Annotated in this window: 12 protein-coding genes; 11 read left to right on the forward strand and 1 reads right to left on the reverse strand. The window is 64.6% G+C overall.

Annotated elements, in window-relative coordinates; genetic code table 11:
• Positions 1–3 precede the first annotated feature (3 nt).
• The 10 genes from tssE to VI26_RS11945 all read left to right on the forward strand — a co-directional run bounded on the left by tssE (position 4) and on the right by VI26_RS11945 (position 12,323).
• Positions 4–471, forward strand: coding sequence for a type VI secretion system baseplate subunit TssE (tssE, locus tag VI26_RS11905; RefSeq protein WP_048409971.1), 468 nt, complete (start codon positions 4–6; stop codon positions 469–471).
• Entirely contained in the window at positions 471–2,270 is a 1,800-nt protein-coding gene (tssF, locus tag VI26_RS11910) for a type VI secretion system baseplate subunit TssF (RefSeq protein ID WP_197081448.1), read from the forward strand. The genes tssE and tssF overlap by 1 nt, the downstream gene beginning before the upstream one ends.
• Positions 2,234–3,283, forward strand: a complete 1,050-nt coding sequence (gene tssG, locus VI26_RS11915; protein WP_048409973.1) for a type VI secretion system baseplate subunit TssG — start codon at positions 2,234–2,236, stop codon at positions 3,281–3,283. Before tssF ends, tssG begins: the two co-directional genes overlap by 37 nt.
• Complete coding sequence (gene tssH, locus VI26_RS11920) at positions 3,280–5,859, forward strand: type VI secretion system ATPase TssH (protein ID WP_048409974.1); 2,580 nt, start codon at positions 3,280–3,282, stop codon at positions 5,857–5,859. The genes tssG and tssH overlap by 4 nt, the downstream gene beginning before the upstream one ends.
• A 258-nt stretch (positions 5,860–6,117) precedes the next feature.
• On the forward strand, positions 6,118–6,720 hold the full coding sequence (locus VI26_RS24545; protein WP_156183854.1) for a hypothetical protein: 603 nt from the start codon (positions 6,118–6,120) through the stop codon (positions 6,718–6,720).
• 142 nt (positions 6,721–6,862) lie between these two features.
• On the forward strand, positions 6,863–7,819 hold the full coding sequence (locus VI26_RS11925; RefSeq protein ID WP_156183855.1) for a hypothetical protein: 957 nt from the start codon (positions 6,863–6,865) through the stop codon (positions 7,817–7,819).
• A gap of 410 nt (positions 7,820–8,229) precedes the next feature.
• The gene (locus tag VI26_RS11930; protein WP_048409976.1) at positions 8,230–8,898 is read left to right on the forward strand and encodes an endonuclease/exonuclease/phosphatase family protein; all 669 of its coding nucleotides are present in this window, start codon (positions 8,230–8,232) and stop codon (positions 8,896–8,898) included.
• A gap of 90 nt (positions 8,899–8,988) precedes the next feature.
• Positions 8,989–9,570 carry a hypothetical protein gene (locus VI26_RS11935; protein ID WP_156183856.1) on the forward strand — a complete coding sequence of 194 codons (582 nt, stop codon included), beginning with the start codon at positions 8,989–8,991 and terminating at the stop codon, positions 9,568–9,570.
• Between the two features lie 214 nt (positions 9,571–9,784).
• Positions 9,785–11,791, forward strand: a complete 2,007-nt coding sequence (locus VI26_RS11940; protein ID WP_048409978.1) for a type VI secretion system Vgr family protein — start codon at positions 9,785–9,787, stop codon at positions 11,789–11,791.
• Between the two features lie 4 nt (positions 11,792–11,795).
• Positions 11,796–12,323 (forward strand): toxin-antitoxin system YwqK family antitoxin, encoded by a 528-nt coding sequence (locus VI26_RS11945; RefSeq protein WP_048409979.1) that lies wholly within the window; start codon positions 11,796–11,798, stop codon positions 12,321–12,323.
• Positions 12,324–12,326: 3 nt separating this feature from the next.
• Here VI26_RS11945 and VI26_RS11950 read toward each other — a convergent pair whose 3' ends face one another.
• Positions 12,327–12,944, reverse strand: a complete 618-nt coding sequence (locus VI26_RS11950) for an XRE family transcriptional regulator (protein WP_053074378.1) — start codon at positions 12,942–12,944, stop codon at positions 12,327–12,329.
• A 405-nt stretch (positions 12,945–13,349) separates the two neighbouring features.
• Between VI26_RS11950 and VI26_RS11955 the strand changes: the two genes are divergently transcribed.
• Positions 13,350–13,712 carry a hypothetical protein gene (locus VI26_RS11955; protein ID WP_048409980.1) on the forward strand — a complete coding sequence of 121 codons (363 nt, stop codon included), beginning with the start codon at positions 13,350–13,352 and terminating at the stop codon, positions 13,710–13,712.
• Positions 13,713–14,366: the final 654 nt, after the last annotated feature.

The following is a 14,366-nucleotide window of genomic DNA, read 5'->3' on the forward strand; positions in this document are numbered from 1 at the left end:
ACCATGCGCCAGCCCGCCCAGTTCCGCCCGGGTCTGTTCGAACTGCTGGCCGACGCCGAACCGCGCCAGCGGCTGGAGGCCGAGCCGCTGCTGCGGGTGGACCGCCGCCAGTTGCAGGAATCGGTGCGGGCGGAACTCGCGCGGCTGCTGTCCAGCCGCCGCGCGGCCCAACCCTACCTGGCCGAACTCAGCGTCATCGACTACGGCGTGGCGGACTGGAGCGCGCTGCACCCTGAGCGCGCCGAAGACCGCCAGCAGTTGGCGCGCGAGATCCGCCAGGCGATACGCAGCTTCGAACCCCGGCTGGCCGCGCCGCGCGTCAGCGTGGACACCGTGCCGGGCCGCGGCCTGCTCCTCTGTGTGCGCATAGACGGCGAACTCCACGCCGACGGCAGCCGCTGGCCGGCCGCCTTCGTCGCAGAGCTGGACCCGTCCGGCGCGCGGCTCACCGCCTGCGAGGACGCCGGCTGATGGAATCGCTGGACCCGCGCCTGCTGGACTACTACCAACGCGAACTCGCCTACTTGCGCCACGCCGGCGGCGAATTCGCCCACCGCTACCCCAAGGTGGCGCACCGCCTGCAACTGAGCGACGGCGAATGCCCGGACCCGCAAGTGGAGCGACTGCTGGAAGGCTTCGCCTTGCTGTGCGCGCGGCTGCAACGCCGGCTGGACGACGACTACTCCGAACTCACCGACGCGCTGCTGGAGCAGCTCTACCCGCACGCGCTGCGGCCCATGCCCTCCTGCGCCATCGCCCGCTTCGAGCCGGACCCGGACAAGGGCAAGCTGGACGCCGGCTACCGCATCGAGCGCGGCACCCCGCTGTTCGTGGCCACCACCGCCGGCGACAGCCTGCGTTTCCGCACCAGCGCCGCCGTCACCCTGTGGCCGCTGCGGCTCGCCGCCGCCAGCCTGCTGACCGAGGACGAAGCCCAGGCCGCCAGCGGCCTGGCCCAGGCACGCGCCGCCCTGGTGCTGCGGCTGGAAAAGCTGGGGCCGGAGCCGCTGGGCGCGCTGCCGCTGAACAGCCTGCGCATCCACCTGGCCGGCTCGCCGCTCAACGCCGCCGCGCTTTACGACCTGCTGTCCGCCCACAGCCTGCAAATCAGCTGCCGGCTGCCGGAGCGCCCCGGCCTGGCGCCCTCCATCCGCCCCGGCGCGCTGCCGCGCGCCTGCGGCTTCGGCGCCGACGAAGCGCTGCTGCCGGCCGAGGACGGCGTGCATCCGGCGCACGCGCTGCTGGCGGAATACTTCGCCTGCCCGGAAAAATTCGCCTTCTTCGACCTGCCGCTCAGCCTGCCGCGCCAGGCGGAGCGGCAGCTGGAAATCGTCATCGCCTTCGAACGCGCGCCGGCCGGCCGCCTGGGCATCCAGCACGGCGACATCGCGCTGGGCTGCGCGCCGGTGATCAATCTGTTTCCGCACACCTCGGAACCGCTGCGCCCGGACGGCAGCCGCAGCGAATACCTGCTGGTGGCCGACGCCCACCGCGACCACAGCGTGGAAATCCACTCCATCCGCCAGCTGCGCGCCGCCGGCCCGGACGGCGCGCGCCGCATCGCCCCCTACTTCGCCTGCAGCCACGGCGAGGGCGGCGACGGCCGCTACTGGCACGCGCGCCGCGTGCGCGGCCTCAACCGCCTGCGCCCCGGCAGCGACATGCTGCTCACCCTGGTGGACGCCGATTTCGACCCGCTGGCCGCCAGCGAACTCAGCCTCACCGCCGAGCTGCTGTGCACCAACCGCCACCTGGCCGAGCAACTGCCGGCCGGCGCGCCGCTGATGTTCGAACTGCCCGGCCCGGTGGGCCAGGCGCGGCTGCTGCGCCCGCCGCGGCCGCAAACCGAAGCCGCGCTGGACGGCGCCTCGCGCTGGAAACTGGTGTCCCAGCTCAGCCTCAACCACCTGTCGCTGAGCGAAGGCCCGCAGGCGCTGGCCGCGCTGCGCGAAATGCTGGCGCTGCACAATCTGGGCGAACAGCCGGCCGCGCGCCGCCAGATCGAAGGCATAACCGCGCTCGGCAGCGAACGCATCGTCGACCACGTCGGCGCCGACGCCTGGCGCGGCTGGCGCAACGGCCTGCTGCTGACGCTGGAACTGGATCCGGCCTGCTTCGCCGGCGGCAGCCGCGTGCTGTTCGCCGCCGTGCTCGCCCACTTCTTCGCCCTCTACGCCCACGCCAACCGCTTCGTGCGCACCCGACTCGTCCACCAGCAACAGGAGATCCAGACATGGCAGCCGCCGCCCGGCCCCAGCCTGGTTCTGTAGCCGAACGGCTGCTGACGCGGCCGCAGGGCTTCGAATTCGCCCAGGCGGTGATGCTGCTGGAACGGCTGACGCCGCAAGCCGCGCCGCTGGGCCAGGGCGCGGACCCGGCGCGCGAGGCGCTGCGGCTGCGCGGCCCGCTGCTGCCCGCCTTCGCCGCCAGCGAACTGAGCGCGCTGGAACCGGGCGCGCTGGGCGGCGACGCGCGCGACGGCCAGCCGGCGCTCGATGTCGAATCCTTCGGCCTGGGCGGCCCGGACGGCCCGCTGCCCTACGCCTACCAGGAATGGCTGCAACAACGCCGCCAGGACAAAGACCACGCGCCGGCGGAATTCCTGCAACTGTTCCAGCACCGGCTGCTGGCCCTGCTCTACCGCGCCCAGCGCAAATACCGGCTGGCGCCCAGCTTCGCCGCGCCGCGGCTCAGCCCGGCGCGGCCGCTGCTGCTCAGCCTGTGCGGCCTGCTGCCCGCCGGCCTGCAACAACGCCAGGCGGTGCCGGACGCCGCGCTGCTGGCCCGCGCCGCGCTGCTGGCGGACCGCCGCCGCTCGCTGGCCGGCTTCGCCGCCTTGGCCAGCCGCCACCTGGCCGCGCCGGTGCAGGCCAGCCCCTACGCCGGCGGCTGGCGCGAGATCCCGCCGGCCAGCCGCACCAGCATCGGCCCCAAGGGCCTCAACGCCGCGCTGGGCCAGGGCGCGCTGGCCGGCCGCCGCGCCTGGGACGAACACGCCGGCATCCGCCTGACCGTGGGCCCGCTGGACCCGGCCGGCTACCGCGCCTTCCTGCCCGGCGGCGAACGCCACCGCGCGCTGGCCGCGCTGGCGGCGTTCTACTTCGGCCCGGACCTGGACATCCAGCTCAGCCTGCTGTGGCAAGCGCCAGCCGCCGCGCTCAAGCTGCAAGCCCGCGCCGCGCCGCGGCTGAGCTGGGACAGCTGGCTGGGCGGCCCCGGCGGAGCGCGACAGCTGGACACCCGGCTGCAACGGCCGCCCCCGGCCGGCGAGGACGCGGCATGAGCGCCGAACTGTCCGAACTGGTGGCCCGCCTCAACCCCAGCTGCCGCAAGGCGCTGGAGCTGGCCGCCCAGCGCTGCCTGCAGCAAAGCCACTACTACGTGGAAATCGAACACGTGCTGCTGGAGCTGCTGGAGCTGCCCAACGGCGACCTGCCGCTGCTGCTGCCCAAGCTGGGCCTGAGCCCGGACCAACTGAGCGCGGAGCTGCGCCGCAGCCTGGACCAGTTCAAGCGCGGCGAAACCCGCGCCCCGGCCTTCTCCAGCCACACCGTGGCCTGGCTCAAGGAAGCGCTGCTGCTGGCCACGCTGCGCCAGCAGGCCAGCATCCGCTCCGGCCTGCTGCTGCTCACCCTGCTGGAGCGCGACGAGCTGCGCAATCTGCTGCTGATCGGCGCGCCCTGCCTGCTGCGCGCGCCGCGCCAGCCGCTGAGCGAACAACTGGACGCCTGGGCCGCCGCCTCGCGCGAAGCCCCGTCCGCCGCGGCGGCGGAACCGGCCGGCGCGCTGGCGCGCTTCACCCACGACCTGGTGGCCGACGCCCGCGCCGGCCGCATCGACCCCATCGTGGGCCGCGACGGCGAAATCCGCCAATGCCTGGACATCCTGCTGCGCCGCCGCCAGAACAACCCCATCCTGGTGGGCGCGCCCGGCGTGGGCAAAACCGCGGTGGCGGAAGGCCTGGCGTTGCGCATCGCCCACGAGGAAGTGCCGCCGGCGCTGGCCGGCGTCGGCCTGCTGGCGCTGGACCTGGGCCTGCTGCAAGCCGGCGCCGGACTCAAGGGCGAATTCGAACAAAGGCTGCAAAGCGTGATGGACGACATCCGCTCCGCCGCCCGGCCCATTATCCTGTTCATCGACGAAGCTCACACCCTGGTGGGTGCCGGCGCGGCCGAGGGCCACAGCGACGCCGCCAACCTGCTCAAGCCGGCGCTGGCGCGCGGCGAACTGCGCACCGTGGCCGCCACCACCTGGCAGGAATACAAGAAATACTTCGAACGCGACCCGGCGCTGGCGCGGCGCTTCCAGCCGGTGCAAGTGGAAGAGCCGGACGAAGACCGCGCCGTGGCCATGCTGCGCGGCGTCGCCGCCCGGCTGGAACAACACCATGGCGTGCGCATCCTGGACGCCGCCATCCACGACGCGGTCAAGCTGTCCCACCGCTACATCTCCGGCCGCCAGCTGCCGGACAAGGCCATCAGCGTGCTGGACACCGCCTGCGCCCGCGTGGCGCTGGCCCAGCACGACCAGCCGCCGCAGCTGGAAAACCTGCGCCACCGCCAGGCCATGCTGGACGAGGAACTGGAGCGGCTGCTGAACGAACAGGCCACCGGCCTGGACCACGCCGCCCGCATCGTCGCGCTGCGCCAAGACAGCGCGCGCCAGCTGCAAGCGATGCGCGAACTGACCGTGCGCTGGCAGGACGAATTGCGCGCGGTGCGCGAAATCCTGCGCACCCGCCAGCAACTGCTGGACTTCCTGGCCAGCGAGCCCGAGCTGCCCGCCGGCGAACCGCCGCTGCTGCTGGAAGAAGCCGAAGACGGGCCAGCGACCGCCGACGAGGACGAAGCCGCGGACCCGGCGCTGCGGCTGGCGGAACAACTGGCGCGGCTGGAGGCCGGCCTGGACGCGCTGCGCCAGGACGACCCGCTGGTGCCGGAACACGTGGACTCCAAGGCGGTGGCCGCCGTCATCGCCGGCTGGACCGGCATCCCGGTGGGCAAGATGCTGGCCGACGAAGCCTACGCCATCCGCACCCTGGCCCAGCGCATGGGCCAGCGCGTGATCGGCCAGCCGGCCGCGCTGGGCAAGATCGCCCAACGCATCCAGGCCTACCGCGCCGGCCTGACCGACCCCGGCAAGCCGGTGGGCGTCTTCCTGCTGCTCGGCCCCACCGGCGTGGGCAAGACCGAAACCGCCTACGCGCTGGCCGACGCGCTCTATGGCGGCGAACGCAATCTGATCGTGGTCAACCTGGCGGAATACCAGGAAGCCCATAGCGTCAGCCAGCTCAAGGGCGCGCCGCCCGGCTACGTTGGCTACGGCCAGGGCGGCGTGCTGACCGAAGCGGTGCGGCGCAAGCCGTATAGCGTGGTGCTGCTCGACGAAATCGAGAAAGCCCACCCGGACGTGCTGGAAGCCTTCTACAACGTGTTCGACAAGGGCCAGATGGAAGACGGCACCGGCCTGACGGTGGACTTCAACAACACCATCATCCTGGCCACCAGCAATGTGGGGGCGGAAGCCATCCTGGCCGCCGCGCCCGCCGCCATCGGCCACCCCGGCTTCATCGACCAACTGCGGCCGCAGCTCAACGCCGCCTTCCGCCCGGCGCTGCTGGCGCGGATGACGGTGGTGCCCTACCGTGCGCTGGACGACACAGTGCTGGCCGACATCGTGCGCAGCAAGCTGGAAGTGCTGCGCCAGCGCTATCAACGCGCTACCGGCAAGATGTTTGATTTTGATCCGGGGCTCATTCAGGCGGTGCTGAACCGCTGTCGCGGCGCGGGGGCGCGGGATATTGATAATGTGTTATTGGCGGAGGTGGTGGGGAAGTTGGCGGAGTGGGTGGTCGGGTGATTTTATTGAAGATGGACACCCCATCGCAATTCAAATCAAGTACAAGTCATATAACTTAACTCAAAAATAAATTAATTTCTCAAGAAATTGAATCTCCTAAACAATAAAAAAGAAAAAACAGTCACCTCATTTTATTATGCAACAATCCAGGCACATGACTTATATCTCGAAATTCTTCCTTATCTTTACCAGCTGAGAATTCACAAAAGACCCCACATACAGGGAATAGCATAAAAACAACCAACAAGAGGCAAGGAAATGAAAAATGAAAAAATGAAAATATTTATCCCAATAATACCGAATCACCCTTTTTCGCGCATAAAATTTGCCGCCAGCATTGCTTTAGACGAATGCGACAACAAACAAATCAAATGCAAACCCACAAAACCAATAGAAGAAAATAAACTGTCAAAATTACAAAACGATGAAAATGAAAGTGTTTACATAATTGGACACGGGAAAGCCGGGAGTCCCTATTTAAGCATTGAGGGCCATGCTTTCACAGCCGATGCCTTAGTAACACAACTAGAGCAAAACGGCCTTAACAAGGAATATCCAGGAAAAATTAAATTATGGACGTGTGAAAGTGGAACACCTGGCAATAATGAAACCCCTGCATTCGCAGTTCTTGTATTGAAAAGTTTAAGAGAAAAAGGTTTTATAAAGTGCAAAGTTTATGGCTATGCCTGCAAATTAAGAAACAAAAGATTCTCAAAATCAGAACATGAAAACCCTAAAATAAAAGGCACCATTAACGATGGAAACAAATATGGCGTTATTAATGCAGATACTCATGATGAAATGTTAATTAGAGCAAAAGATGCACGACTTGAGTTCTGCTCAGCCGAGCTTATCCAATAAATGGGCTGTGCGCGGCGATACGCCAGCTGCTGGGCGCCACCACAGACCGCCACAGCGTGACGCTTTGGCTGAGTAAATTGGAACTAATTAAACCACACCCGGCAGAGTATCTAGTCATTGAAAGCAAGCACAGGGAGACCACATGATTACCGTAATGACCCTCAGTGGTGGCTCGGGCACCATGTTTTGCAGTTGCAAGAATGGGGACTGCCAAGACCACAGCCTCATTTCCATTACCACTCAAAACCATGAGGTCTATCAGTTTCAATACTCCGCCGGCCATCAAACAATGTATCTCAGAACCGCCAAGGATAAGATCACCCAGTTTTGGACCAACACCAAAGCCGCTCACATCCGGGTCCGGCATGTGATTTACATCCCCAGCAAGAATGAAGTGGCGCACATTCTAAGAAGCACGCCGCCGGAAATCGGCATCCCGCCAACCAGCGCCATCGGCAAGCCGCCGCCAACCCATCAGAGCATGGGTTCGGTAGTGGAGATGAAGCCGCCCACCATGACCATGCGCCGCGGCGATGATGTCTTAATTGACATTGGCGGCAGCCATGGCGATGAAAAGGCCTTCTCGCATAAGCCGCTATTAAAAAAAACGCCGACGGCGCTGGGCTTGGATCAAGACAGAATGATCCAATTCATGAAAGAAAATAATGGAAAAAACCTAGGCAACTGCGCGGAGGTGGTGGCGGCGGTGCTTGAGGCCGGCATCACCGACGCGCGGGATAGGCCGCTGACCACCGGCTGCACGCTGCCCTTATGCGCTTGCATCTGCTGCTGCCATTCGCCTACCTCGGTGAGCAAACTGGCCTTTAACATTCAGAAAAACACCCTGGCGCAACTCAGCGAACAAGGCCTGCTGAGCACGGACTTGCTGGGCTACGCCCCCAATAAAATCTCCCAAGCCGGGAAAAGTCAACGTGACGAATTCGACTTATTCGATATCGACTTTGACTCGCTGTCTTACTACCAGAAAGATGACAATTGCTGTACCTCCCTGATTAAAATCATCTGGGACACTTTATCCATGTGCACCTTCAGCACCTACTCCAGAGCGCATGGCGGGGGCCAAGACAAGCAGCACTAACACCGCAGCATTAATTTGGAAGCTGTTTACCATCTGCTACGCGGTCAAGATCAAAGCGACTTGGCTTGCCAGCCGCACTGGAAACCGCGTATTCGATGCTCCCCAGGTCCCTTCAAGCCTGCCGTCGGGTGGCAGGCCCGAGGTCTTAAGCGGCTGCTTGTTCGAGCACCGCGACGTTAGCGCGGGGCGAGTTCAGCCGCGCCTCGGGCCTGACGGGGCCCGACGGGAAGCCGTAGGCCAGGCTTGCAGGGCGGCCTTTGGGGTGAAGGGGAATTTGGCCGAGCAAATTCCCCTTCCTGCCCGCCGGGCAGCCCCGGCAATGCAAACCATCATCCGCATAGCGGATTCAATGTATTGGGCAATACCTGAAAAGATCGTGAACAGACGTTTAGAGCCGTCAAGGAGCAACGATGCGCGTAGCCAGCTTCAATCTGGAAAAAAACGGCGAATCCTCGCCGCTGGATAAAAAGGCGCAGGTCGAGACCTTCATCCACCAATGCTGCTCCAACGACAGCTGGGACGTTGACGTGGTGTTTCTGTGCGAAGTGCACTCCGCCAGGCTGGACGACTATTACGATTATTTACGCGGCGTGTATCAAAACTATGATGTCCACGCCTTTGCCGGCGGCCACTCCAACGGCTACATCGTGATAACCAGAAAAGGGCTACATCTCGAAGTTGTCAGCCAGGGACACTTGAAAGGCCTGAACCGGGACTTGATCGCGGTCGTGGCCCAAGGCGTCAACGGCTACACCGGCCTCTTGTTTCTGGCTCACTTCAAATCCGGCCAGGGCGGGCTGACCAAGAGCCAGCTGCGGGACTGCACCAGCCTGGACGGACACTGGGTGGCCACCGGCGATCTGAACCTGGACTACACCCGAGTAGAGGAACTGGACACCCCCGGCGTGGCCTATGAATGCTGGCAAGGACAGGCCACCCACGCCAAAGGCGGCATCCTGGATTGGGTGCTGGCCTCGGTCGACGTCAAAGTCGCGCCTTTCGACATCAGCAGCTGGGCGGACGCGTTCGACATGAGCGGCCCGGACCATCGCCCCATCGTCTTCGACGTCCTCAGCTGAGCGCCGCTGCCGCGAGATCCCATGCCCCGCCATCAGCCTGACTGATTATTCGACAAAGCAATACTAAGCCCACCTTTGAGGAGCATAGCGATGAGTCTAAGGTTGAGATTTGAATTGCTGAAGAGCTTGGTGAATGTCACATCGATAGAAGGCGACGGCAAGTTTCCCGGCAATGCCAACAGCAGCTGCACCGGTCAGGTGCTGACCTGGTTTCGCGCCTTGAGCGGCAACTTGAAAAGCGGCACCGGCCTTAGCGAATCGCTATTAAGCCCTCAGCAACAGGCCACCCAATTGCATTTTGAACAGCTGAATAACGGCAACACCAGAATACTGGCGTCGATAGCGGAGAAAACCGTCAATATGCGCGGGCAAAACTCCGCGGAAAACATCAAAGACAAAACCCCATGGTCAGGCAAATACAAGCTCTATATCATCGCCAGTTCCAAAGGCAGCGGCCATGCGCTGGGCGTCTACTTTCCCTGGACGGGCAGAGTCCAGTTTTACGATCCCAACCTGCTAGTGTGCGAGATGAAGAAAGACGACGACATTTACCCTTTATTATCGCAATGGGTCAGGATGTACGACGGGTTGGACGCGCCGGACTCGATATGGGGGCACGAAGACCTGTACGTCATTCCCGAGTCCAAATTAAAAACCACCTATATCGTATGACGCGGCAATCGCAAGCATCGATGCGCGCCAGCCTCCGAGCCGGGGGCAGAGGGAAAGTGCACATGAAACACCGCACCCCATTCACCGCCTCAAGCCGGCCTGGCCAGCGGCAAGCCGCCCTATTGGCCGTCTTGCCGCCAGAGACGCCCAGGCAGGAGCAGAGTCAATCACGCCGCGCCGCTCATGCTCTATTTCCCAATATTTGAGAACCGTCATGCCCCGCCCCTCCGATAAAACCACCCCGCTCTCGCTCAGCGCCCCCGCGCTGAAAGAGTTGTACCCGGACAGCCTGTCCGGCGACGAGGCGCTGAACGCGCTGGGCAGCTTCACCCTGGCCGGCTTCAGCGACAGCGCGCTGACGCTGGACAAGGCGGTGGCTTCCCACCTGACGCTGAGCCTGCGCCGCGACGACAAGACCCGGCCGCTAGACGGCCTGTGCGCGGCGATACGCCAGCTGCCGGGCGACGCCACCGCGGACCGCTACAGCGTGACGCTGCGGCCCTGGCTGTGGTGGCTGAGCCTGGCCGGCAACAACCGCATCTTCCAGAACCAGAGCGTGCCGGACATCGTAAAAGCGGTATTCGCCGGCCACGGCTTCAGCGACTACCAACTGAAGCTGGACGCCACCTACCCCAAGCGCGAGTACTGCGTGCAGTTTGGCGAGAGCGATCTCAATTTTGTGATGCGGCTGCTGGAAGACGCCGGCATCTTCTGGTTCTTCACCCACGCCGACGGCAAGCACACCCTGGTGCTGGCGGACGGCAACAGCCATTTCCCGGACTGCCCCAATAACGCCAAAATCCCCTATCTGGGCCAGGACCTGGGCGGGCGCGAGCTGGAAGGCGTGCGCAGCGCCGGCATCAGCCGCCAGGCGGTGGCCGGCGGCTACCGCGCCGGCGATTACGAATTCACCACCGCCAGCGCCTCGCTGTACGCGCAGGCGCTGGCCAAGTCCGATCTGCCCAATCTCTACCAATACCCGGGCGGCTACGCCAAGAAGGCGGACGGCGACGCGCTGGCCAAGCAGCGCAGCGACGGCCTGCGCGCCGAGGAAGTGGAACTGGTGGGCGACAGCGACTGCCGCTGGCTGATTCCCGGCCACTGCTTCACCCTGAGCGGCCACCCGGACCCGGCCTGCAATATCGCCTGGGTAATAACCCGCGTCAGCCACGAAGCCGGCCAGCAGCATTACCGCAACCGCTTCGCCGCCATTCCCAAGGCCACGCCCTATCGCCCGCCGCGGCTCACCCCCAAGCCGGTGATGCACCCACAGGTGGCCAAGGTAGTGGGCAAGGCCGGCGAGGAGATCTGGACCGATAAATACGGCCGCGTCAAAGTGCAATTCCCCTGGGACCGCGACGGCAAGGACGACGAATCCAGCTCCTGCTGGCTGCGGGTGATGCAGCCATGGAGCGGCAAGGGCTTTGGCATGCAGTTCATCCCGCGCATCGGCCAGGAGGTGATTGTCAGCTTTATCGACGGCGACCCGGACAAGCCGCTGGTCAGCGGCTGCGTCTACAACGGCGACAACGCGCTGCCTTACGAACTGCCGGCCAAGCAGGCCCAATCCGGCCTCAAGACCAACTCGACAAAAGGCGGCGGCGGTTTCAACGAATTGCGCTTCGACGACAGCAAGGACAAGGAAGAAGTGTTCTTCCAGGCGCAGAAGGACTACACGGTGAAAGTGCTCAACGACGCGGCCGCCGACGTGGGCCACGACGAAACCCTGGTGGTGAAGAACGAGCGCAAGCGCAGCGTCACCGAGGGCAACGACAGCCTCAGCGTGGACAAGGGCAACCGCACCGTGGAAGTGAAAACCGGCAATGAAACCCTCAACGTCAAGGGCAAGCGCACGGTCAAGGTGGAGGGCGACCAGAGCCACAGCACCGGCGGCAATCACGAACACAAGGTCAGCGGCAACTACACGCTGACCGTGGACGGCAACCTCACCATCAAGGTCAGCGGCACCCTCACCCTGCAAAGCGGCGGCGCCTTCAGCGCCAAGAGCGACGCCGCCTACACCGCCCAGGCCGGCACCAGCCTGACCAATAAGGCCGGCACCGGGCTCACCAACCAGGCGGGCACCGAGCTGACCAATAAAGCCGGCACCACCCTGACCAACGACGCCGGGGTGTCGCTGACCAACAAAGCCAGCGCCAGCCAGACCGTGGACGGCGGCGGCATGCTCACCCTCAAGGGCGGGCTGATCCAGCAGAACTGATGCGATGGCGGAACCGATAGACCTCCAGCAAGACCAGCAGCGCTTCGTCGGCCAGCTGGCCGACGGCAAGCTGCAAGGCCCGGCGCGCATCGACCAGGCCGGCGCGCCGCTGGCGCGCTTCCACTACCAGGACGGCCAGTTGCACGGCCCGGCCACCCTGCTGCACCCCGGCGGCCAGCCCTCCGCCCAGCTGCATTACCAGCGCGGCCAGTTGCACGGCGCCGCGCAGTATTGGTCGCCGGAGGGCGCGCTGCAACGCCAGGCCCACTACCGCCACGGCCTGCCGCACGGCGAAACCCGCACCCTGTTTCCCAACGGCCAAACGGCGGAGCTAGCGGTCTACCGCAAGGGCTTCAAGCACGGCCTGCAACAACGCTACCACCCCAACGGCGCGCTGGCGGAACGGCAGAACTTCATCGAGGGCAAACCGCTGGGGCCGCCGGAACGCTTCGCCGACGACGGCCGGCCGCTGAACGCGGACGGCAAGCCGATGGCACGCTGGCGCTGGTGGTGGCAAAAGATGATGGGGTGAGCGCTACACCTGCCGCCCCAGCCACACCACTCGCCCCAACACCGAGAAATCCCCCGGCGGCGCGGCCAGGTCCACCTCGAACGGCGGATAAGCCTCATTGGCGCTGGACAGCCCCAGCTTGCCGCCCGGCAGCCGCTGCGCGCGGCGCACCACCACCTCGCCATCCAGCTCCAGCGCGTACAAACCGCTGCCCGGCTGCGTCTCCGCCCGGTTGATCAACACCAGATCGCCGTCGTTCAACACCCCGGCCATCGCGTCGCCCGCCACCGCAACCGCCGCCAACTGGCCGGCCGGCAGCTTGAGCCGGGACGCCAGCCAGCCCTGCGCCAGCGGCACCGCCGCGCCGGCGCCGTAACACGGCACCTCCACATGCGCGTCCGGCGCATACGACACCGGCGGCTCGCCGGTCCGCCGACCGGCCTCGCCCGGCAAGGCCTCGCCCTCGCCGAACAACAGCCAATCCGCCCGCACGCCGGTCAAACGCGAAAACTTGGCCACCAGCACGGCGGACGGCTGGCGCGCACCGCCTTCGTAGTTTTGCAGCGACACCAGCGAGATGCCCAGTTTCTGCGCGGTGACGTTGCGAGCCTCCTTCAGCACCTCTTCGCGGATCAACCGCAATCGTTTTCCGAGAGATTCCAATACCCACCCCCTTAAAAATCAGCAACGGGCAAGACAGATCGGCAGAAAAACCACAGCCGCCAATATTGCAAGCAATTGAATTGATTGAATATATTTAACCCATCCATCTAAACAACCACGAACGTATTTGCAAATAACCGCATTCGTGGTCATATGAGCCTAGCCGCCGAGTCGAACAGACTGACGCCACCCAGGCACAGCCACCACCGCACTCAGCCGGCAGGCATCCAGCGGCCACGCCTCAAGCCGCTCTTGCGCCAAGACAAAGCCAAGCTTGGGTACGACTCGGCATTCTAAGCCGGCCCCCCTGAAAGCGCGAATCCGGCCGGAAAGCCGGGGTCCCCCCACGCCCTCCCGTGATGGACTATTACCCAGGAGCCCACCATGCCGCTACGCAACTTCCTCGCCCGATTCGCCAAGCCCCCGCCGCCGCCGGAAACCGCCCGGCCGGCAACACCGCCCAGCCGCCTGATCAAGGCGGTCAAACACTTGCACGCGCTGCGCGCCGACCACGCCGCGCTGGCCGTCATCGACCTGGACCTGCTTTACCTGTCCCGCTGCTGTGAACACTACGACAGCATCGCCGACGAATTGCGCCAATGCTGCGACGGCCTGGACGCGCTACTGCTGATGCTGCGCCATACCGAAAACGCCCAGCTGCGCGGCAAAACGCTGTGGGCCTTGCTGGAGCCTTTGCAGCAACGCCTGCGGCTCACCGCAAGCCGCCTGGAAGACGTCACCTCCTGAGAGCCTGTTCAAAGTCTCGCGAGCAAGAGCGGGGCAAGGCGGAAACAGGCGCAAAAGCGGAATGCACACCTGCTACATCCGCATTTTGAGCCCGTGCTCACCGTGCAACGCTGCACGAAGCACCGCAGACTGTGGACAGGTTCCGAGTCCGTGGCGCCGGCCTGTTGCGGCACCGCCGCCTCCAAGCCCCCGCTCACGCTCGGCCGCGCATCGAGGAAGCGTGACAGGGAGAGCACAAGCTCAGAATGCACAGCCACCGCCTGCGCGCCCGGCTTCTCTCAGCCGCAAGGCCTGCTCTCGCCCTGGCTCGCGAGACTTTGAACAGCCGCTTATACCAGCCATAAGCTGGCAATTAGGACAGGTGCAACCCGCCAAACCCCTGTTCATGGCCTTCTGCGTCTTGTTGCCCGCCCGCACAGGCCATAGAATCCCGCCACTATCTATCTTTAAGAAACTGTTCAAAGTCTGCTGCGCGTCGGCGATACATCACCGACGCGCAGCAGACCATAAACAAGTTCTCTGAGCCGAAAGCATCTCTCGGACACCCCCTGCATGGGGGTGCTTTTACTTTTGCGTTTGGAAACCGCCATGGACCTCAGCACCCTGCTCGCCAGCTTCGCCTCCGCCTTCAATCAAGACCAGCGCCTGCTCACC

Source organism: Chromobacterium sp. LK1, assembly GCF_001043555.1.
GTDB classification, from domain to species: Bacteria; Pseudomonadota; Gammaproteobacteria; order Burkholderiales; family Chromobacteriaceae; genus Chromobacterium; species Chromobacterium aquaticum.